17 protein-coding genes are annotated in these 22186 nt (G+C 39.9%); 7 read left to right on the forward strand and 10 right to left on the reverse strand.

Annotation, left to right across the window (positions count from 1 at the left end):
• Positions 1-3 precede the first annotated feature (3 nt).
• Entirely contained in the window at positions 4-1254 is a 1251-nt protein-coding gene (locus tag J3455_RS02575; RefSeq protein WP_130052799.1) for an MFS transporter, read from the reverse strand.
• A gap of 101 nt (positions 1255-1355) precedes the next feature.
• Entirely contained in the window at positions 1356-2363 is a 1008-nt protein-coding gene (locus tag J3455_RS02580) for a LacI family DNA-binding transcriptional regulator (protein WP_294090147.1), read from the reverse strand.
• 263 nt (positions 2364-2626) lie between these two features.
• Between J3455_RS02580 and J3455_RS02585 the strand changes: the two genes are divergently transcribed.
• A complete protein-coding gene (locus tag J3455_RS02585; protein ID WP_349560967.1) occupies positions 2627-4885 on the forward strand; it encodes a TonB-dependent receptor in 2259 nt (752 codons plus the stop codon).
• 76 nt (positions 4886-4961) lie between these two features.
• On the opposite strand, the gene J3455_RS02590 is transcribed toward J3455_RS02585, so the two are convergent.
• Together J3455_RS02590 and J3455_RS02595 are read right to left on the reverse strand one after the other, a co-directional pair.
• Entirely contained in the window at positions 4962-8114 is a 3153-nt protein-coding gene (locus J3455_RS02590) for a M1 family aminopeptidase (RefSeq protein ID WP_349560968.1), read from the reverse strand.
• Entirely contained in the window at positions 8108-8977 is an 870-nt protein-coding gene (locus tag J3455_RS02595; RefSeq protein WP_167657463.1) for an ABC transporter ATP-binding protein, read from the reverse strand. Before J3455_RS02595 ends, J3455_RS02590 begins: the two co-directional genes overlap by 7 nt.
• Positions 8978-9282: 305 nt before the next feature.
• On the opposite strand from J3455_RS02595, the gene J3455_RS02600 reads away from it, so the two are divergent.
• Both J3455_RS02600 and J3455_RS02605 read left to right on the forward strand, forming a co-directional pair.
• Entirely contained in the window at positions 9283-10794 is a 1512-nt protein-coding gene (locus J3455_RS02600; protein WP_349560969.1) for a sensor histidine kinase, read from the forward strand.
• Positions 10787-11455: a LytR/AlgR family response regulator transcription factor gene (locus J3455_RS02605; protein WP_348708006.1), complete on the forward strand. Its 669-nt coding sequence runs from the start codon at positions 10787-10789 to the stop codon at positions 11453-11455. The genes J3455_RS02600 and J3455_RS02605 overlap by 8 nt, the downstream gene beginning before the upstream one ends.
• Here the strand turns inward: J3455_RS02605 and J3455_RS02610 are convergent.
• From J3455_RS02610 to J3455_RS02620, 3 genes are read right to left on the reverse strand one after another with little or no spacing between them, the layout of a single operon-like run.
• The gene (locus J3455_RS02610; RefSeq protein ID WP_349560971.1) at positions 11452-12051 is read right to left on the reverse strand and encodes an SGNH/GDSL hydrolase family protein; all 600 of its coding nucleotides are present in this window, start codon (positions 12049-12051) and stop codon (positions 11452-11454) included. The genes J3455_RS02605 and J3455_RS02610 overlap by 4 nt on opposite strands.
• A complete protein-coding gene (locus J3455_RS02615) occupies positions 12051-12575 on the reverse strand; it encodes a DsrE family protein (RefSeq protein ID WP_349560972.1) in 525 nt (174 codons plus the stop codon). Before J3455_RS02615 ends, J3455_RS02610 begins: the two co-directional genes overlap by 1 nt.
• A gap of 47 nt (positions 12576-12622) precedes the next feature.
• A complete protein-coding gene (locus tag J3455_RS02620; RefSeq protein ID WP_130052807.1) occupies positions 12623-13087 on the reverse strand; it encodes a flavodoxin family protein in 465 nt (154 codons plus the stop codon).
• 76 nt (positions 13088-13163) lie between these two features.
• Between J3455_RS02620 and soxR the strand changes: the two genes are divergently transcribed.
• On the forward strand, positions 13164-13619 hold the full coding sequence (gene soxR / locus J3455_RS02625; protein ID WP_250662280.1) for a redox-sensitive transcriptional activator SoxR: 456 nt from the start codon (positions 13164-13166) through the stop codon (positions 13617-13619).
• Positions 13620-13637: 18 nt separating this feature from the next.
• Here soxR and J3455_RS02630 read toward each other — a convergent pair whose 3' ends face one another.
• Complete coding sequence (locus J3455_RS02630; RefSeq protein ID WP_167657460.1) at positions 13638-13997, reverse strand: DUF1294 domain-containing protein; 360 nt, start codon at positions 13995-13997, stop codon at positions 13638-13640.
• A gap of 53 nt (positions 13998-14050) precedes the next feature.
• On the opposite strand from J3455_RS02630, the gene J3455_RS02635 reads away from it, so the two are divergent.
• Positions 14051-14575, forward strand: coding sequence for a hypothetical protein (locus J3455_RS02635; RefSeq protein WP_286260721.1), 525 nt, complete (start codon positions 14051-14053; stop codon positions 14573-14575).
• A 47-nt stretch (positions 14576-14622) separates the two neighbouring features.
• Here J3455_RS02635 and J3455_RS02640 read toward each other — a convergent pair whose 3' ends face one another.
• On the reverse strand, positions 14623-16131 hold the full coding sequence (locus J3455_RS02640; protein ID WP_167657458.1) for a DUF3360 family protein: 1509 nt from the start codon (positions 16129-16131) through the stop codon (positions 14623-14625).
• Positions 16132-16530: 399 nt separating this feature from the next.
• Here J3455_RS02640 and J3455_RS02645 point away from each other — a divergent pair, with 399 nt between their 5' ends.
• On the forward strand, positions 16531-18003 hold the full coding sequence (locus tag J3455_RS02645) for a sensor domain-containing diguanylate cyclase (protein WP_349560973.1): 1473 nt from the start codon (positions 16531-16533) through the stop codon (positions 18001-18003).
• Positions 18004-18140: 137 nt separating this feature from the next.
• Here the strand turns inward: J3455_RS02645 and J3455_RS02650 are convergent, their stop codons facing one another.
• Positions 18141-20264 carry a methyl-accepting chemotaxis protein gene (locus J3455_RS02650; protein WP_349560974.1) on the reverse strand — a complete coding sequence of 708 codons (2124 nt, stop codon included), beginning with the start codon at positions 20262-20264 and terminating at the stop codon, positions 18141-18143.
• Between the two features lie 179 nt (positions 20265-20443).
• On the opposite strand from J3455_RS02650, the gene J3455_RS02655 reads away from it, so the two are divergent.
• On the forward strand, positions 20444-22177 hold the full coding sequence (locus J3455_RS02655) for a GMC family oxidoreductase (RefSeq protein WP_167657455.1): 1734 nt from the start codon (positions 20444-20446) through the stop codon (positions 22175-22177).
• Positions 22178-22186: the final 9 nt, after the last annotated feature.

Consider the following 22186-nt stretch of genomic DNA (forward strand, 5'->3'; position numbering starts at 1 on the left):
CCCTTATTTTACGTTTGATGCTTCTAAATACTGTGGCTGTAAGGTGATTCTTTTAAATACTGAAACAGTAATTAATAGCAAGGCTATTGGCACTAATGTCAGATAAAACGCGTGTTGACCACTGAACTTATCAAATACAAAGCCCGTAATAATTGAGCCCGTTGTGCCACCTAATGCAGAGAAAACGACGATTAAGCCAGTCATAGCGGCGTGCTTGTATTTCGCTAAAGAACTAAGCATCACAGAATTAAGTAATGGGTAAATCGGTGCCATAAAAAAGCCAATCAACGGCAACATATATGCAGCAAAAGGCACATCAAAAACACTTTTCACTTGGCTACCATCAACATCATGAGTTAAAGGCAGCACCAACACTACAAGTACACCCATAGCGACCAAACAGCCCATTAATAAACTAAACCAACTAATAAACCTAAGTACTTGCCCTGCCACTAAACGGCCCAGCGCCAGTGCCGCAGCAAACAAGCTAGCAAGTTGAATACTTACATCTACGGGTAATTTTAAAACTTGATTATTAAAAGTAGGTAACCAAGTGCCTACTCCCTGCTCTATAAGTACATACATAAATGCACTTACAACGAAAATGAGCACCAATGGTTGATAGGCCAGCTTTAGCATATCAATAAAGTCATGCAGCTGAGATTGCTGATTTGTTTTTAGTTCTGGTGATTTTATTGGAGCCGCAATGACTGAAACAAACGCTACAGCAACAATCACTGCAAGCAAGTAATATACATTCAGCCAGTGACTACTTTGCGGGTTATCAGCATCTATAAATAACGCAAAAATCCAATAGCCCGATAACACCCCTAGCATAAACACTCCTTCTATAGTGTTTAATAAAGCAGAGTGCTTATTTGCATTATCAGTCACTTGACCAATGACAGAGTAAACAGAGATTTTCATCACAGCAAAGCTGCAACCAATTGCGGCAAATAGTGCTTTTAATACCCAAAACTCAGCAATGCTCGGTACAACTAAGCACATAATTGCAACCAGTAATAAAGCACCGAGCATGGCAATTTTATAGCCCAAGCGAGGAATAAATGACGCCACTAAAAATGACACAATAGCAATACTTAAATCCTTAAATCCTTCAAGAACAGACGCCTGTGTTTTGCTTACATCTAAGCTATTTATTGCTTGTAAAATAACAGTGCCTACACTATTGAGCATTAAAGCAAAGACAAAATAGCTGCATGCCAGCGCGATGGTTATTCTTATAGGATTCATTCACTTCAACCTATGATTATTTTTACTCAGTCTAGTTTAGCGAAAAATAAAATGCAAACGTTTGCATTTAAAATTACACATGTCGCTAACATTCAATAGGTTTAGCGCTGACTAGATTGCCTATTTACTAGTTCTATTTCAACAACTTGAGACTCTACCGACTGCCCTGCTAACTGAGCTAACAACTTTTCAACAAGAATGACTGAGGCACGTTGAGTGTTTTGCTTGATACTCGACAACGAAGGATGACTGATATCCGCCATAGCAATATCATCAAAGCCCACAAGGGCAACGTCATTTGGAATGCTAATGTAACGCTCTTTCAGGGCTTTCATCGCACCGAAAGCCACCATATCACTACATGCCATAATGCCATCAAAACAAAGCCCTTTTTCTACCAATAATTGGTTAATTCCTTTGTAAGCAGCGCTACTAGTGATATCGATAGAGAGTACGTGAGGTGTGGCTTTTGCTGCAGAAATGGCATCTAAATAACCACGATGCCGTTCACTAATTTCAGCATGCCCAGGGTCGCCTAAAAACAAAATGTTTTTAGCGCCATTTTTCAATAAGTGCTCAGTCGCTAGGCGACCGCCTAAATAATTATCGCTGCCAACAATTGGGTAACTGCTGGGTGTTTTTGGATCGCCCCACACAACTAAAGGAACACCAGCATTCGCTGCAGCTTCAATATTTGCTTGGCTTTTACCTTGGCCGACCACAATAATGCCATCTGCGCGGCGGCTATTGATAAAGTAATTAGCCCAATCATCACTGGCCATAAATGAGTTAGAAAGTAATAACTCTAAGCCAAATTTGTTTAACGCTAAATTTATTTCACCGACAATTTTAAGTAAGAAAGGATCATTAATAGACTGCTCTGTATCACCATCAAGGTTAATAATAACCGCAACAACATTGGTTTTTTGGGTTCGAAGGCGGCTAGCAGCAGTGTTTAAACTAAAGTTATGTTTTTTTGCCAACTGTTGGAGCTTGTCGCGAGTTTCCTGTTTTATCAATGGGTTATCATTAAGCGCGCGGGATACTGTCGACGTAGAAACACCGGCTAACTTAGCAAGATCGGCTAACTTTAATTTTCTATCGTTCATGAAACTGAAACACTGCCTTCCTTTAAAACATAGGCTGGCAATATACCACCATTTTGTCTAAATCGCTGCGCCATTAAGCATAATATTTTTTCAGTAAGCATAAACAGGCAAACTCATTCTGTGAGTAAAAAAAGGACAAAAAACTGAAAAAACAAATTGCAAACGTTTGCATAAATCTCTATGGTTTATAAAAGCAAGGTGTTAACAATTCAAAATATTCGCTAATACATTGCTTTTAACAACATAAAAAATGGGAACACACAATGACAACTACATACACACGCAGTGCGCTAGCCTCTGCAATTTTGCTAGCTTTGAGTGGCCAGACAGTTATGGCTGAAGAGCAAACTGAGCAACCAGCTAAAGAAAAAGTTGAACGAATTATTGTATCTGGTACGCCAGCGGGTATTGGCGTACGTAAAATTGATGCAGGCTATGCCGTTACCAATATCGATGCTGATCAAATTGTTAAATTATCACCAAAAAGTACTGCTGATTTATTCAAAGCCGTACCGGGTGTGTGGGTAGAAAGCTCGGGTGGTGAATCTGGTGCTAACGTATTTGTACGTGGTTTTCCTGGCGGTGGTGATGCACCATTTTTAACCTTAAGCCTTGAAGGTTCGCCAATTTACCCTGCGCCTACTTTGTCATTTTTAGAAAACTCGTCGTTATTCCGTTTAGACGAAACCATTGAAACAATGGAAGCATTACGTGGTGGTCCAAACCCTGTTGTTTCAAATGGCCAACCTGGTTTAACAACTAACTTCCGCCTTAAGCGTGGTAGTGAAGATACCGAAGGTGTATTCAAGTACACAACCTCAGATTATGACTTACAACGCCTTGACGCTATGGTTAGTGGTGAGATTTCTGATGATTTATATTTCATGGTGGGAGGTTATGTTAAAAGCTCTCCAGGTATTCGTGATGCTGGTTTTACATCAGAAAAAGGCAGCCAGTTCACAATTAATATCACTAAAGAATTAGAAAACGGCACCATTAATTTATACACCCGTCAAACAGACGACCACGGTGCTTGGTACTTACCTACGCCACTAAATGTTGATGGTGTTGATGCAAGCTACACGCAACTGGGTACTTTAAATCGCCAAGCGATAATTTACACAGGCGCAAATAATGATGAGCAACAAATCGATTTAGGTGAAGGCCGTGGTTGGAAAGGTCATGTTTCAGGCGGTAGCATTAAGCTTGAATTCGATAACGGTTGGAGCTTCACAGATCGCTTCAACATCACCAAGGGTGATGCAAACACTTACGGCTTAGTACCGGCAGGCTCTGCAACAACGGTTGGTGCAGTGGCTGATAACGGTGAAACAGCAACAGGTTCAGTAACTGGCACAGAATACGATGCAGGCACTGCGGTTCAACAACTTGGCCGTTGGGTGGTTTTAAAAGAAATTAGCGCATTCACAAATGATTTAGCATTCGCTAAAAAGCTAGATAACTTATCACTAGCATTTGGTTATTACACAGCAAGCACATCAGCAAATGACTGGTGGAGCTTAGGTAACACTGCGTATCACGTACTTGAAGCAGGCGGCGAAATGCTAGACGGCATCGAGTGTAATGCAAGTGTTGAGGGTTGTGGTTTTAACTACGATATCAATTCGACAGGTGATGCACGCACCAATGCGTTTTATACAACCGCTCAGTATAAATTCAACGATGACTTTACACTTGATGCGGGTGTTCGTTTTGAAAGCCACGAAGTTGAATACTCAGTTGATGAAGGTCTTGATGGCGTAATCGACAAGTCAGTTCAATATGACGAAAGTAAAACATCGTGGACAACAGGTATTAACTACTCAATTAACGATGACATGGGTGTATTTGCTCGTGTAAACCGCGGTTATAAAATGCCTTACTTCGATGATTTTCGTGATAACTTTGGTGCATACGAAGGTGGCGAAAAGTTAATTAAAGAAGTAACACAAGCCGAGTTTGGTTATAAGTTACTTACCGATAGCACCGATTTCTACGCAACTTTATTCACTAATGAAGTAAAAGGTGACACCTTTGTTCGCCGCCCAGGTGTACCCGCTGAAATCTTAACAAACGAAGCATACGGTATTGAGCTTGATTATAACTACAACCACGAATCTGGTTTCTCAGTTAACTTAAACTCAACGCTTCAAGAAACCGAGATAACAGAAAGCCCGAGCAACGAAGGCAACGAAAGCCAACGCCAGCCAAAATGGCAAGTACGTGTAACACCAAGCTATGACTTTGAAGTAAGCGACATGTATGCCACCTTATACGGCACAATCTCAGCGGTTGATGATCGCTTCGGCGACAACGAAAATACGGTTGTTTTAGAAGGTTACGAAAAAGTAGACATTGGTTTAATTGTTGAACCTATGGAAGGTATTAAAGTGCAGTTAGCGGTTGATAACTTAACTGACGAGCAAGGTATCACTGAAGGTGATCCTCGTAATGCTGACGCACCGAATGGACGATATATTATGCCTCGTACTACACGCTTAAGCATTAGCTATGAGTTTTAAACTCACCTAACTCCCTTGGTTGTTATGCAATCAATACCCAAGCCACAGTGCTTTAAAACCTGTGGCTTTTTTGTTTTTATACTTCCAAAAAAAGTTTATTAATTACGTCTTTATCTTGTTCATTAAGCTGTTCTTGTAAAGCTCTAATAAAATCCATTGACGTTGCAGGTCGATTAGGAAATGCGTATTTTTGCCATACTGATTTTAAAGCTGTCACAATCACTGCATCCCCAAATTCATTCCTAAGCTTTGCAAATACAAGAGTGGCTTTGGAATACTGATCGTAACTTTTTGATGAATCTACCAATGCTTGCTTTGTCGAAATATCTAGCCTAGAAGCTTGTTGATATCGTTGAGTTTCATATTTGACTAATGCATCGACAGCCTTTTTTCCGTAACGCTTTTCAATCACCACAAGCTCTATATATTTAGCTAATGATTCAATCAAAAAAGCGCTATCTTCAGGAACACTATTGCCAATATCATGACCAAACCATTGATGAGCCGTTTCATGTACTGCACGTCGATAACGTTGATCAAAACCTGCTCCCTCACTTGGTTTTGCTCTAAAACCGACTTTATTATCAATCAAAATAATTTCAGGTAATGCATACCCAGTCCCACCAAAACCTGTAGAGTCAATCAAACTGAGCTTTGAACCTTTGTACGCATTAAGATTACTCTTAAACCAAGAAAGCGTATCACTCATAGCTTGTAAGTTAACTTTTACAGCATCTTGATCAGCTTCTGTTGCTCTTGATTTAGTAAAAACCTGTAACTTCACCCCCTCATAAATTAACTCAGTTGCTCCAAATGGAAACGACATCCAAGCAGGTAAGTTGTTAATTGGCACTGTCGTCTGAAATTTAAAAACGGCTCTTTGTCCTTCAATAATATGCTCTGTATTTTTACCTTGTGAAACGACCTGATAACCTACTGCGGTGGTAACCTTGCTTTTCATAGTAATACGCTCATAGCTATCCGGTACTTGGTATGTAGTATTAAAAAGCTTTGAAGGTGGTGTTTTAACATAGAGTGGAAGGCCATAATCTAATCTTAACTTCTCATCACCTAGCTCATAGTTTCTTTGATATCCAAGCGTCGGTAAAAGTGGAACAGAACGAATATAACTAAATTCAGGCGTAATGATTTGATGCCCTTGCGTGGGCCATAATTTGGCTTGCTTAACTTCAAATTGCGTTTTAAGTTGCCTTGTTTCGAATGGCTGAAGTGCGGGTTTAAACTCGTAAATAGCTTGATTCATTGATGGATAAAATGCGACTTGCTCAGCTCCTTCTATCTTAATATCTGCCCATTGATAAAAACCTGCGCGACCTATCAATACCTGTTTTATTGGTTTTTTGTGAGGGTTAGTAAATGAGTAGGTTAAGTTAAATTGTGCTGCTTGCTTATAGGGGTAAAAATCTATTTCTGCATCAATATGACTGATTTTAGGCTGAGCTTTATGTTTCCAACCAGTAAACATTCTTTCATAGTTTGCTTTAAATCTTTCTCGTTTATGAGAGTTACTTAGTGGCTTTTCTGAAATTAAATTAGCATGCAGCTGCCAAAATAAACTGATAGCTAAAACTGCAGGTGTTAACAGCCAAGCATCTTTACTTTTAAAAGCCCTGCGGCCCAACCCTGTACCACGATGATTAAAAGCCTGACTAACAAGCACAACACTAAGTAATAACACTAGCCATGCGCGAATATAAGGCCAGTAACTACTTAAACTTGCGCGATAGCCCCAAAATTCATTAGCCGGCTGCAATGGTGTCCAAGCTACACTCCAAAACGTGTGTGTTAGCCCTAAATAAGTCATTACTGGAGTAAATTTAAGTAACAAAATGGCAAAAACCACTAAAGATGCAACGAGCTCTGAGCGCATTAAATTGAAAATACATACAAATACTGAAGCAATAATAGCCAGCGGCAGCCCCATTAAAGCTAAAATATAAATATGTTGATAGAAGTCAAAGTCACTGCCAATAAAAAGTTCAGCTAGAGATGCGCCAACTAAGCCAATTAACGAATAAACAAACACCAAACTCACTATTGCCAATAATTGGCTATGTAAAATTGAAGCGGTCTTAATAGGCGCTGCCGCAATTATCTCTGCTACTTTATAGTGCCTAGCATTACAACTAAGTTGCCAACTCCATAGAGCGCTCAGTAAACACCCTAGCAATATATACATATCAAAGGCATATTGATTAACAGCATCAATGCTGGTTGCTTTTATAACACTCATTGGTTCTGCATACTGAGAGGAGGATGCAACACTATTGAACACCAACCCTAGCCATAAAAGTAACAAAATGATTGTTATTGGTTGTTTTAAGATATTTAAAATTGCAGCTTTATATAGCTCAAATAGAATCGAGCTTTGACGAAATATAGGCTTTACCGTTTGATAGTGAGTGTTAGGCCTAAAATCGGACTCAAGATGCCTTTCCTCCGCTTTTTTTGCCCGTGCATGTGCTTGGGGGTACAAACCAACAGCGAAAGTAAAAATAACCAATGCCAGACTAAAACAAACAAAACGATTAATATAAAAAGGAATATTTTGCGACTCGCTAAAACTTGCTATTACCGTTGTATAGGCAAATGGATCTAACCAGATGAATAACTGATAAAACGTTTCGTTAAGTACATTACTACCTGCCAAAATTGGATTACCCGTTATACTCGCAGCGAACAAATAAGCTATCCAAATGCTTGCAAAAACGGCATAGATAATCATTGAGCTTCGAAACCTTTGACAAAGCCAAAATGCCAAAGCAATAAGTAAAAAACAGTTTATGAGTAAAACAAAACCACTATAAAAAATTGTATAACCAAGTATTTGCCAACTAAATCCATTATTTTGAAAATCTACGAAACTCATAACCAACGTACTGCTTAATAAAACCATCATTAATAGACTTACAAAACCACCTATTCGAACATAGTTTTTTTGTCTTGAACTTACTGATGCAACAGCAATAATTTCGTCCATATGAAAGAGGTGATCACGTAAAAAAATTGCTGGCGATAATGCTCCAACCAATAAAACCAATTGCATCATGTGTAATGACACTAAATGCAATTGATACTGCTGTAACGGGTCAACATTACTTGTTGCAAGCCCTGAAGAAAGTGAAAATGCAAAACTTGGCGCAATAAGCAAGCACACCCAAACTATTGGTTGACGAAAAAGATACTTTAACTCATTAATTATTAACATAATTCGCCTCTTTGAGATTTTAGTTCAAAGAAGTACTTATCTTGTAATGATTCTGTCGCCAAAACAGCTCCTATAGTTGGGCGTTCTGCGGCATAAACTCGAAAGACAGGCCTGCCATATCGATAACTTTGGCTCAGTACTAAAGCACCTTTGGGCAGTTCGTTTGGCAAAGTTTTTAATGTCCATACTTTACCTTTGAGGTGACTTACTAAGGTATCGATATGGCCACTTTGTATCAGTTGACCTCCTTTAATCATCGCCACAAAGTGACATTGGTTTTCTATATCTTCAACAATGTGTGTTGAGAGCAAAATCAGTCGATTCTTACTCATTGAAACTAATAAGTTATTGAGACTCTCTCGCTCAGCCGGGTCAAGCCCCGCAGTAGGCTCGTCTAAAATAATTAATCTGGGATCACCCAGCAATGCTTGAGCAATACCAAAGCGTTGTTTCATTCCCCCCGAAAAGTGACTGACTCTTTTATTTGCATGTTGAGTTAAGTTTAACGCAGTAAGCAGGTCATCAATCTGTTGCTTTGTCTTTTTAATTTCAAGCCCTTTTAATATGGCTATGTGTTCAAGTAGTGCTCTACACCCTATATGTGGGTAAACACCAAATTGTTGTGGTAGATAACCAAGTTGCTTACGTAACTTTTCAGGGTCTTTTAATATATCTAAGCCACTAAACTGTATACGGCCAGAATTAATAGTTTGCAGGCATGCAAGGGTTCTCATCAAACTAGACTTACCAGCGCCATTTGGCCCCAATAAACCTACCATGCCGCTGGGTAACTCAATGGTTATATCGTTAAGTGCTTGAGTTCCATCAGGGTATGTTTTCGAAATATGTTCAAGTGTTAGCATTTATTGGCTCCTTAATTAGCACAAATCTAGATTAAGGAATGGCAAAGCTCGCTACTATGAAGTAATGATCAATGAGTCAAGTTTGATGATGAAAGCAAATATTCTGCTTTCGTCATCAAAAAAAGAACTTTCATCAAAATGTGGATGAATAAAGCAATAAAAACGTTAAGCTAAATCTATTAGTAACCCTTTATCAGTATGTTACGCCCTCAGTTTCCACATTATTTAGAAATTAGGGTAATATATAAATGTTCGAAAAAACAACAATGTAAAGTTGCAAAAATAAAAAATGAACGGAGTAGATTTTGCTGGCAGCTATTAGCTATTTATCATCAACTAAAAACACAAAAAGCATGGTTGCTTTACTACCATTAATCGCTGCGATACTACTTGAAAGCCATATTCGTTATCTTTCACTGAGAATTGATTCACCAGGTACTTATCTAACAGTAAATTTACAGCTAATTTTTGAGTGTATCCCCTTCTTAATCGCTCACTGGATAGCATCTCAACACTCTTTAAAGCAAGCTTCATTGTGGTGGTTGTCAGGGTTTATTGGTTATCCAATAATCACTTATCTATTAAGCAACGGCTTGCCAACTTATGATAAATGGCATTACTTACAAGAACAATGTTGGTTACTTTGCAGCCTAGCAAGTTTATTTTGGCTTTCATCCCAACGTTTTAAGAAGAACCAAAAATCTAAATTTACCAGTTGGATTAGCTCATTGTTTACATTAAATAAAGTTGTTTTTTTTATATGTTTTGCCTGGGCGTTTATCATGGCTGGCATACTTAATAGCCATGAATCACCCCTGCTAAATCAACCATTCGCATTGATATTTGATACTCAAAAGCTACTTACAAACTATTATCAATTTATTTGGTATTTTTCTCAGCTTCTGGTCTACGCAATTATCGTTCACGGCATTTTTTTATTTAATCGTTACATTTTAATACGTCAATTATTAGCCAGACATGGAGTGCTCATTTTTGTATCTGCATGCTTAATTAGCATAGTTATTTTTACACCATTACTTGTCGCTATTGTGCTCTTATTGCCTGTTAATGACTTACCCTCATATGTCGCCAATCTAACTCCGGGAGGCAGCCAAAACATTATCAATAAGTACAATTATCAGTCTATGTTTTTATTTTTAAGTATCTCTACACCCATTATCTTGGCGTTTGAACGCCAACAGCACCACCATAAATTAGAAGAAGTCGCCAAACAGCAAATAAAAACAGAACTAAAGCTACTGCAGCAGCAAATTAATCCGCACTTTTTATTTAATACTTTAAATAACTTATATGCACTTGCATTAACAAAATCAGAAAAGACACCTGATTTGGTATTACAGTTGGCTGACTTACTGAGATATACCGTTTATGAAGGGCAAAAACCATTCGTTCCACTCGAAAAAGAGCTAAGTTACATTAAAAACTTTCTTGAACTGCACAAGATAAGGCATGCAAATAACTGTAGATTCAACCTAGCATGGCCTGAAACTACTCAATCTCTTTCTATAGCACCACTGCTTCTGATCATTTTAGTTGAAAACACCATAAAGTACGGTGTTGAACACGCACAAGAAAACGCTGAAGTAACGATAAAACTAACATTAAACGACAACGTTTTAACTTTATATTGCGAAAATAGTATTCCTCGCAAAAGCGATAACGATGATTCAGGTATGGGACTAAAAAATTTAAGGCGCCGTTTAGAGCTGCTTTATCCAGAAAAACATACTTTATTGGTGCACAATCACAATGGACTTTGGCAAACCAACCTCTCTTTGGAGCTATCAAGTGATTAAGGCAATTATTGTTGATGATGAACCACTTGCTCATCAAGTAATTCTTCATCATTTAGAGTCGTACTCAGATATCAAAGTAGTTTCTCAGCATTTCAGCGCTAAAGATGCTTTGTACAAATTAGCAAAATCAACTATAGATGTCGTATTTTTAGATATAAACATGCCAGAATTGTCAGGATTAGAGCTCATTCAAGCACTCGCTAATCCACCTCAAATTATCATTGTGAGTGCTTATGAAGAATATGCAATCACAGGCTTTGAACTTAATGTTACTGATTATTTACTCAAGCCTGTATCTGCAAAACGTGTTCAGCAAGCAATAAATAAAGTGCGCGAGCGCATTTACCTGGCTCCTAAAAGCAAATCAATCACCTTAAAAATAGATCGCGAAAAACGCAAGCTTAGCTTAGATACAATTAAATATATTGAGGCATATGGTAATTATGTAAAAGTACACCAAGACGACCAAACGATCCTCGCAACAACAACTCTAAAACAGCTTTTAGAGCAGTTAATAGGTTCATTCACTCAAATCCATAAATCATACATAGTGAATAACAACAGAGTCATAGCTATTACAAACGAGCATGTAGAGCTAGATAATGGTGATAAGATAAAAATTGGCAAATCTTTTAAAGAGCACTGCAAAGTTTTACTTTAGAGAATACTTATCAGGTGTTCTACAAGAACCTCATGCTGTGAGATTGGCAAATGAATTCCTTCCGAAGGACATGTCGTTATAAGTTCAAAGCAATTAACAAAACTACAGTCGTTACTGTCAGCAACATTTCTAAATTCTTCCACTAAGAGTTTTGCTTTTAGCTCTGCTCCTGCATAAATAGATTGATACGCGCCAACTTCATACACCGCAGGCGGGCTTAGTATCATTATTTTGGGCAATTCGCGGTGCAGATAGTAGTTTTTTATATCTAAAATGAGTGTTTCGAGGGCATTGGCAATATCAGCAGGCGACAGTGCAAAACGGCGCTTTAAATCATTAGTGCCAAGCTGAATAATAATCACATCTAAATGATAAGCCGCGAGGTAGGGTTCGAGGTATTTAATACCCAGTTTATCGCCACTAAAAGGCGGGTCGTTCACCAGCGTACGGTTTGGCTGTCCGGCTTCAATCACTTCATAGCCAGCACCTAATTTAATACCAAGCAAACTTGGCCAGCGCTCATAAGCAGCCAAGCGTTTACCATCAACGGGCGAAATACCATAGGTGTTTGAATCACCAAAACATAAGATATTCATTAGAATGGATTCAGTGTGTAACCTTGTTGCTGCAACTGTGCATGCGCGGTCATTGCCGATAACGCCATTTGTACACCCGGTATAAGCTGCTGTTGCTTTACCTTCATGTGCGTTGCAGACTGCCCGCACAAATACACAACAGTGTTCTGTGCTAACAATTGTGAGATCAGTTGCTGATTTTTATTGTCGCTGTCAAAGCGCTGTTTATAAAAACTGTTTTCCAGTACATCAACACTTGCGCCACCATGCACAACTAAAGCAAGTTGAATGTTCTCAGGCTTCACACCATGGGCTATATGCATATTAATGAATCGTGCTAATGAGTTCATTTTGTTATTCTGCGCCCCTTTTTCTGCTGCATCAGCTACATCAAATGCCACTTTGAAAACCGTTTGATCAGAGATTGGCGCATGGTTTGGCACATCATAATAAAAACCAAAACCTTTAATAGCATGCTCAGCTTGCTCTGCATGACTAAACGAAGATAATAAGGCTAAAGATAAACCTAACAGTGTTGATTTCATAAAAGTTCCTGTTGTTTTTTACTCTAGCCTACCTTGTTTAAACGCGTTTAACTAGCATCAATATGTTGATGCGCTTTAAAGGTCATGCCTAAGTAATTAAAGGTGTTTTTAAACATCTCGATAAACGCGTTAGGTGCGTGTGAAGATCCTGCGTTTGAGAGCAATGAAAACTGCTTTTCACGCAATGTTCTCAGTTTAGGCCTGAGTGTTTCATCATCCATGTAATCAGTGATCCGGTCTAAAAATGCTTTAAACTGCGGTGTGGTGTTATACCAATACACCGGAGATGCAACTACCCAATGTTGATAATTCAACAGCGCTTCAAATACCGCATAAAAATCATCATTTTTATATTGCTTATCGTAGCAATAAGGCGAGATAACATAGTCATCTAGACATACCACATCACCACCATATTGCGTTTTATAATCATTAACTTGTAAACTCGTATTACCTTGTTTTCGCGCACTTGAATAAATAATTACCGTATTTGTTATTGGTTTTTGTTGCATGACTATCACTCCTTTTTTATGATGTGCGCAGCGTAAAACCTCAAGCTAACTTTAGGTCAACACCTTGGAGCAAATTATGTCAGATAAGAAACTTATTGATGCAAACCTATCGGTTGGCTTTGTGGCAAAACGCAGTGGCGTAAAAGTTTCAACCTTGCATTTTTATGAGTCGAAAGGACTTATTCGCAGCTGGCGAAATAACGGTAATCAGCGCCGCTATAAACCCGATGTATTACGCCGAATTGCCGTAATAAAAGCCGCGCAAACCATGGGCATAACCCTTGAAGACATTAAACAAACTTTAAGCACTCTACCTGAGCAGCGCACACCCACTAAACAAGATTGGGCACAACTTTCGAAGCGCTGGCAAATCCAATTAGATGAACGCATTCAATACATGCAGCGATTGCGCGAGCGCGTTAACGGTTGCATTGGCTGCGGCTGCTTATCAATGGCCAAATGCCCTATTTACAATAAAGACGACTATTTAGGTGAAGAGCAAAATGGCGCAGTGCTATTAGAAAGAGATTAATACACTTCTGCTGATACTTTATATCAGTTGCAAGTAATACAGTGACGACAGTGCACTGCAATTAACAATAACTGTTAACCAAAGTACAGCAATAAAACTGCGTTTTTTAGATTTGTGTCTTAGCCATTGCTGCGCAATTAATGAACCTGGCCAGCCGCCGATTAACCCTAAAATATGCAGTGTACGCTCAGGCACTCTTATCACATGCTCGCCATGTTGCATCGCTAACCGTTTATCCCAGCCATATACCAAAAAGCTTATTAAGCTCGCTACGCTGTAAGTGCCTGCAATAAAGTAGGTAATATTAAGTTGCCACGATATCAGCCATAATAACGCTAAAAACAACAATGAAAATGTAACTAATGTTTTCTTAATCAAAGAATTATCACCTATACTTTGCAAAATAAATTAAATTATATCGGGGCGCTATTATGGCATACCTCAAATCACTTTTACTATCAATCTGCCTATGTTCGCTTTCTGTTATGGCAGCAGAGCAACAACTTGATGACAAGCTAAAAGTGTTTGAGCCTTACTTAGGCACGTGGCAGTCTGACTTTAATGTCGCAGCAGGTAAACCTGCGGTGCAAGATGTGAGCACCTGGCAACGTGCGCTCAATGGCACCGCCATTAAAACCATTCACTCTATCAATGAAGGTGAATATGGTGGTGAATCGATGATTTTTTGGGACAATAAAAAGCAGTCTTTGGTGTTTTATTACTTCACTACAGCAGGCTTTTATACCCAAGGCACAATGAATGTACTTAGCCCTACTCGGTTTGTTGCTTATGAAAATGTGACAGGCAGCAAAGAAGGGATCACAAAGGTGAAATCGACAAGCGAGTTTAAAAACAATAGCTTTGTGGTATCGACCTCTTACCTTAAAAAGGGTCAATGGACAAAACCCGATACCCGTACTTACACCCGCAGCGAAAAAACAGTTAAGTTTAAATAAGAGCTTTAAAAAAGGGTAAGGTGTTTATCACCTTACCCTAATCTATATTAATGCCTAAAGTCTGCCATTAACGCAGGGATACCTGGCAGCATACCTACCATTGCCATCACGCTTGTTAAAATAATAAACATTATTAATGGAATGATCCAACGACTCATTGGGGATAATTCAGAGCTTCGCTCTTTACAACCAATTAAGCCCAGATTGTCTAGCAACATAGTTAATGACCAACCAAATGCAGGATTCACTAAAGTCGATGAAAATACCACAATAGCGGCCGATTGCGTGGTTTTACCTTCGCGGGTCATTTCCATGCCAGCTTCAAGAAGTGGGATAAACACACCAACAATCAAGGCTACACATAATACGGGTTGCCAAATTGCTAAATCCATTGGGTAGCCCCAAATACTGGCAATGATACAAAATAATGCAGTTAACACCGCCCCTGCAGGAATTGGGCGCTTAGCAATGGCTGCAGGTACAATGTAGGTTCCCCATGACGAGGTAAAGTTAGAGCCACCTAACAATGAACCAAAAGTCTGGCGGATTGAAGCGCTAAACATAGTATCGTCAATGTTCATTTGTACTTTTTCAGTGCGCTCAGGGTAACTAATTTTTTGGAATACTTGATGCCCTAAAAAGTCGGGTGACCACATCGCAACCGCAAGCACCGCAAATGGTAATACCACCACAAAGCTCTCAAGTGTAGGCAAACCCAACATCCAACCAGTATTTTCACCCCACCAATACATCGGGTTCATATTTGGTAAGCCCGGTGCTGTTTTAAACTCAAACGGTGCTCCCAGTAAAAATGCGATTAACCCGCCAAGTAAGCAACTTAATGGCACAGCTAACCAACGTTTTTTGTAGTGCTCAAGTAAGGCATACAACACGATTGTCGATAAAATCACAATAAAAGCGATATGGGTCATATCAATGCCTTCAGCCCATGCAAACAGCTTTTTAACCTGCGAAATCGTGCCAATAAAACCAAGGTAGAGCAATAAACCGCCACACACGCCTCGGCTAGTTAATCCCGCCAGTAAACTCCCCCCTTTACTAAGTGCCAGTAACAGACCAAACGCCCCTATCAGTAAACCGAAGGCCATTGGGTGACCACCCGCAGCAACAACAATCGGGATCAAAGGAATAAGCGGCCCATGCGTACCCGCTAAGTTTGCTGTTGGTAAAAAGAAGCCTGAAAATAATAAAATGAAGATCGATACAATTAACAGCTCATAACGCACGTTTTCTAAAATAAAACCTTCACCTAGGCCCAGTGGCGCTGCAAATGTTGCAGCAATAGCACCCACCATTACCACCTTGCCTATGGTGCCTGCCATGGCTGGGATAGAGTCTTCTAATTCAAACCGATAATCACGAAATGGTAAGTTAGGACGCCAGCGCTTAGGCTGCATAATTTGTAATTCGTGTTCAAGGTATTCGTCACGACTCGAAAATTCACTGCTGGGTTTATGAAGAGCTTGATAGCTTTGCTGGTCGGCATGAGCATCCGATCCTTGTTCAGCAGACGCTGATTGCTGCCTCGTATTCATGAGTTCTCCTACTACCTATCTTGAAAAATTGTGTGAGTTTTTATTATGCAGTTAGGGTAAAGCAGCCAACTGCAAAACACGATTAGGCAAAAGGTAGGGTATGAATTTATAAAAATGGGGTTTTTAATAAAAAGTGGCTCTCAAAAAATATTTTAACACTTTGATATTTAATGTTTTTAAAAATAAAAATGCCAATAAAGAGTAAGGCTTGCTTACTTTTTAAGCACATTAACTATTAGTCTAATAAATTGTATGAATAGCAAACAGCTATGTAAAACCACTTTTAGATTAATCGAATTTGCCTATTTCCCAACTGCTAATATACTAATTTATTAGTACTTTAAATAATGCTAACTCGCCTTTCTCATGGGTTTATTACAAAAGCACTTAAAGGGATGTATGAACACACAGCTCAAACCTTGGCAATTTAATATCATTGTTTGCTCTGTTTATCTGCTGTTTGGCTTGTTTACCATGCAAGTGTTAAAAACACTGGCGGTATGGCCACCTGCAGGAGTCGCATTGGCTGGCTTGATGTTATTTGGTCGCAAAGCCTGGTTGGGCGTTGCATCAGGCACCTGTTTAGTCGTGCTTTTCTACTTTTATCTCAGCGGCTTAAATCCACTCACTTTTAAACACATAGCAATAAATGCCGCGACAACGACAGGAAATACTTTCGCTGCTTTAACTGCATTTTGGCTAATTAACCGAAAACTTAAACAACACACGCTGCTGACGAGCGTCACCAGTTTAGCCAGAGTGTTTATTGTTGCTTGCATAGCGATTGGTGTGATTTCTGCACTTTTCGGTGTGGGCATATACTCACTAGTTGGTATCGAGTGGTTTGATGGCTTATATGTAGGCATATTAAATTGGAGCATTAGCAATGCCCTAGCGGCGATTGTATTCACCCCTGCCCTTTACTTTTTATGGCGAAATTGGCCGCATCCGGTCACCCTTAGTGAATTTTCTAAGCTTCTTTTACTTACTTTGACCGTGGTTTTGTTGTGTTATTTTATTTTTGGCCCTGCATACACAGCGATGACATTACCATTTTTACAACCTGCATTACTGCTGTTTCCGCTGCTTTATACAGCCACGAGGTTATCACCAACCGCCACCAGCTGCATGAATATGTTGGTGTTTTTTTCAGCTTGGATCGGAAGTAATCAAGGCTGGGGCTATTTTTATTATCATCACCCAAAGTCAGCAGAAGTGACCATGCAGTTTTTCTTTTTATTCACTCTTTCTGCGGTATTACTTATTCAAGCCGTGTTTATTCAACGTAAGAAAGAGCAACAAAAACTGACCACCATGCTCGAACAAAAAGTAGAAGAACGAACCTATGAACTAGAGCGCGCAAAGCATGAAGCATTAGCCTTATCTTTAACAGATTATTTGACACAGCTTTATAATCGCCGGGGCTTTTTCGAAACAGTTAATAAACAGTTTGAGCAATACATTAACCATCAGAATGCCTGTTCACTCTTGCTGTTGGACTTAGACCAATTTAAAACCATAAACGACAAGTACGGCCATGCCACTGGGGACGAAGTAATACGAACCACAGCACATAAACTCATTCAACATAGCAGAACATCGGATATAGCTGGGCGAATTGGTGGTGAAGAGTTTGTCTTATTTTTGCCCATGACAAACAAACACACAGCATTTGCTATTGCAGAAAAGATCAGGGTCGATATTGAACAACAAGACATCATCGTCGACAACAATCACGTTAAATTCACTGTGAGTATTGGCGTAAGCACCTTGCAAGCAAACGATCAGCACATAGAGTCGATGTTAAAACGCGCCGATAAAGCATTGTACCAAGCCAAAAACCGAGGCCGCAATCAAGCGCAGTGTAGTTAGAGTTACGAGTTGCTAGTTACGAGAGTAAAGTTACGAGAAAAAGGTACGAGTATGTAGCAGCGATTTTACATCGCGTTTTTTCTCGAACCTCGTATCTCACAACTAGTCCCTTTACTCTTGCAACTAGCAGCTTAAAGTTATTTCGTCTTTAACTTGTTCAACTCATCATCCTGTTGCGCGACGAGTGCACTGAGAGTTTGGCTACCATCTCCGGCCTGTGTCGATAGCTCAGCTAGTTGCGATGCGGCATCTGAAATTAACGTCAGGTTGCGGTTTATCTCTTCTGTGACTGAGCTTTGCTCTTCTGCGGCCGTTGCAATATGAGTAATTTGCTGTGTAATTTCATCCACTTTGACGACAACTTCATGCAATGCATCGAAGGCAACTGATGTTTCATCCACCGCTGTTTGTGCGCGCACTACACCTTGCTCAATAACTTTAGAAGCATTACCAACTTCTAGCTGTAAGCTATCTATAAGGCCACTAATATCATCTGTTGATGAGCGGGTTTTTGAAGCAAGTGCCCTGACCTCATCAGCAACCACCGCAAAACCACGGCCTTGCTCACCGGCTCTTGCCGCTTCAATTGCCGCATTAAGTGCAAGCAAGTTAGTTTGCTCTGCAATCGTTCTGATCACATCAAGAATTTGGGTAATATCGTTGCTTCGCGCCGCCACTTTTTCAACCGCTTGATTAGCCTCCTTGATTTCATCCGACATGGTTTTAACTTGAGTAACCGCAGACGACAAGCTAGATTCACTGCTCACAACTAGGCTGTTTATTTCATCGGCTTGTTGCGCTGACTGCTCTGAGGCTCTTGCCACTTCAAGCGCTGTTGCGCTCATTTCGTTCATTGCCGTCACTACGCTCTCTATTTCTTGGAACTGAGCTTGAACGTTATGTTTAGTATCAACTGCAACACTTGTCGCCAAATGAGCCTGCTCTTTAGTTTGTGTCGATACATTTTTAAGCTCACCAATTAAGTCGCGTAATTTAGTAAGAAACGCATTAAAGCCTGTTGCCAATGCGATTAATTCAGCATGTGTATCAACATGTAGAGTTTGTGTTAGGTCACCCTCAGCACTGGCGAGGTTATCAACACGCTGTTGAATTTGTTGTAATGGCGCCACGATAGTGCGGATCACTAAAGTCATAATAACAAAGGCTGCACCAGCAATAATAATACCTGTAACCAAGATTAAACCACCTAAGGTATTAGCATTTTCACTCATGCTATTTGCAAGTGCTTGAGGGCCTTCAAGAGCAAGCTCAGCAGGCACTTCAATCAACAAGTTCCACTGTGTTTTAGCAAGCTTAATTGTAATTGGATAATTAACTAAGTACTGATCGCCGACTTTAAATACGCCACTTTGATTTTTCGCTTTTACGTAATTGTCTAAAGTGCTTTTAGTCACCGCCTCTTTTAGCGGCCTGCCAAGCTTATCTTTGTAATGGCTGCTACCTACCACTAAGTCAAGTGAGCTTAATAAAGTGACTCGGGCTTTACCGTTATACAGCTCTTTTGACAGTTTTTCGGTCATGCTTTGAAACACAGGCAGGGTTAAATCAACACCAGCAACACCAATAAACTCGTTACCTCGAAGAATTGGCACCGTTAAAGACGTCATCATTTCAGAGTAACCAGGGGTGATTTCGTATAGATAAGGTTCCATAATGCATGGCACTTTCGTGTCTTTTACACACAAGTACCACTCAGCTTCACGCTGTCCAAATTCATTTAACGTATCTACATATTTTTCTGCGACATCGTCAACCACTTGTTGCTCAATGACACCATCTCGATTGCGCGTGAAATAGATTTCTAATGTACCAGCACCGGCTACAGAGTGGTCATAGCCACTGATAAAGTTAGCATCACGACCATCAAATGCATTTGCTTCGAATTGCGAGTAAATAGATGAGAGTATTGTGTTTTTATTCAGTATAGAGCGATTAAGTTCAACCACAGCATCGCGCGTTAGAGTCGCTGCAGCATCAGGGTCGCCTAAAATAGCAGCGAATGAGTAAGGTACTCGATATGCTTCATTGATAAAGCCGGCGACTTGTTCACCATATGCTGTTGCATTTGAGGAAAGTTTCTCTTCCACTTCAGCAACAATCAGCTTTTCAGATTGTTTAGCTAACTCTTGATTACTACTTGAAAGCTGCCACCATAAAATGCTTGATAAAACAAACACCGTAATAAAAATACTTCCTACGGTGAGCCATAACAACTTTTTCGCTAATGCTAACTGCCGCATTGATTCTTCCTGCTATTATTATCATTGATTAACTAATAGTTTAGACCATTTGTTTGATCACATTAGATTAATTGCAAAAAAAGTACTAATAATAAAAAGCATTGCAGGTAGAGAAATTAAACATGCCACCACTACTAATCCAAGTCTTTAATAGTAGGTAACACCAACAGGTTACAATAATGCAGCAACACACATTTGATTTTGACCAAATTATTATAGGCTCCGGATTTGGTGGCTCTGTTAGTGCGCTACGCCTAAGCGAGAAAGGTAACCGGGTATTAGTACTCGAAAAAGGCCTGCGCCGCGACGATAAAGAGTTTCCAAAAACCAATTTAGATATCAAAAACTATATGTGGCAGCCAGAAATTGGCCTAAAAGGCTGCATTCAATTTTCGTTTACCAGCAAAGTCACAGTGCTGCATGGCGTCGGTGTTGGGGGTGGCTCACAAGTTTATGCCAATGTGCACCTTATTCCTGATGATGAAGTCTTTCAATCTCCAGCTTGGACACGAATAAAATCAGACTGGAAGGAAACCCTAATGCCCTACTATGGTCTTGCACAGCGCATGTTAGGCAGTGCCAAAAATACTTACACCAATGTTGCCGATCACGCGCTTAAAGACATTGCTGAGCAAATGGGTCAAGGTGACTCCTTCAAAACCGTGAACACAGGTGTGCTTTTTGCAAAACCCGGCGAAGCCTATAACAAAGAGCTACCGGATCCTTACTTTAACGGTGATGGTCCAAGGCGAAATACCTGTCATTACTGTGGTAGCTGTATGATTGGTTGTCGCCATAATGCTAAAAACACTTTAATGAAAAACTATCTTTACTTTGCCGAGCGCAACGGCGTAGAAATAAGACCAAGCTCTGAAGTAATAAAAATCACCCCGCTCAGTGCAGATGGTAGCGCCGGATACAAAATCAAAATTAAAGATACCAGTCATCGCAATAGCCATATTTATACCCTGACAACACGAGGGGTTGTGCTAAGTGCAGGAGTAATGGGCACCGTTCCGTTGCTTTTAAAAATGCGTGATAAAAACAAAACATTGCCCAATATTTCAGCTTGGCTTGGGAAGCAAATTCGCACTAACTCAGAAACCCTCACCACCGCTAACAACACCACTAAAAAAGTTGATGATGGTGTTGCCATCAGCTCATTTATTTCGGTCGATAAAGACACTAACATTGAAATTTGCCGGTTTAGAGAGGGCGCCGATGGCACATGGCTATATTTACCTTACGTTCCCATGGTGACAGGAAAAGGTCTAAAGCGTATTACTAAGTTTTTAGTTAACACACTGCGACATCCAATAAAAACAGCCAGAGTTCTGCGCCCAAAAGGCAAAGCCCGCAGCTCCATTCTATTTTTAGTAATGCAAAAATCAGAGGCGTTTATTCACCTTGAGTGGCGACGCAAATGGTATCGCTTCTTTAAAAAGAGCATAACTGCAGTGCAAAAAGAAAATGATACGCCGCTTAGCGTTAGTTTTCCAAAAGCAGAAGAAGCGACCAAACTATACGCCGAAAAACTTGGCGGTGTGCCAGGCTCAGCCTTATCTGAAGTGCTATTTGGTGTACCGATGACGGCACATATCATGAGTGGGGTCGCTATGGGTACTGATGCTTCCAACGGCGTAGTTGATAGCTCGGGTGAAGTATTTGGCTATCAAAACCTGCGTGTTATCGACGGTTCAATCATACCGGGTAATTTAGGGGTAAACCCATCATTAACCATTACCGCCTTATCTGAATACGCGATGAGCCAAATACCAATATTCGATAAAGAGCGAGCAAGTAAGATTAAGCCAATAGAATTTAGTGAGCCGCGCGAAGGCTTAGTATCAGCGCTCACTGACTCAGGCGATTTAGCAAAATCGATTGCTGAAAAACAAAAAAGCCGCACTTAAAGCACGGCT

It is taken from the genome of Pseudoalteromonas sp. NFXS39 (assembly GCF_040148775.1).
Taxonomy (GTDB): Bacteria; Pseudomonadota; Gammaproteobacteria; order Enterobacterales; family Alteromonadaceae; genus Pseudoalteromonas; species Pseudoalteromonas apostichopi.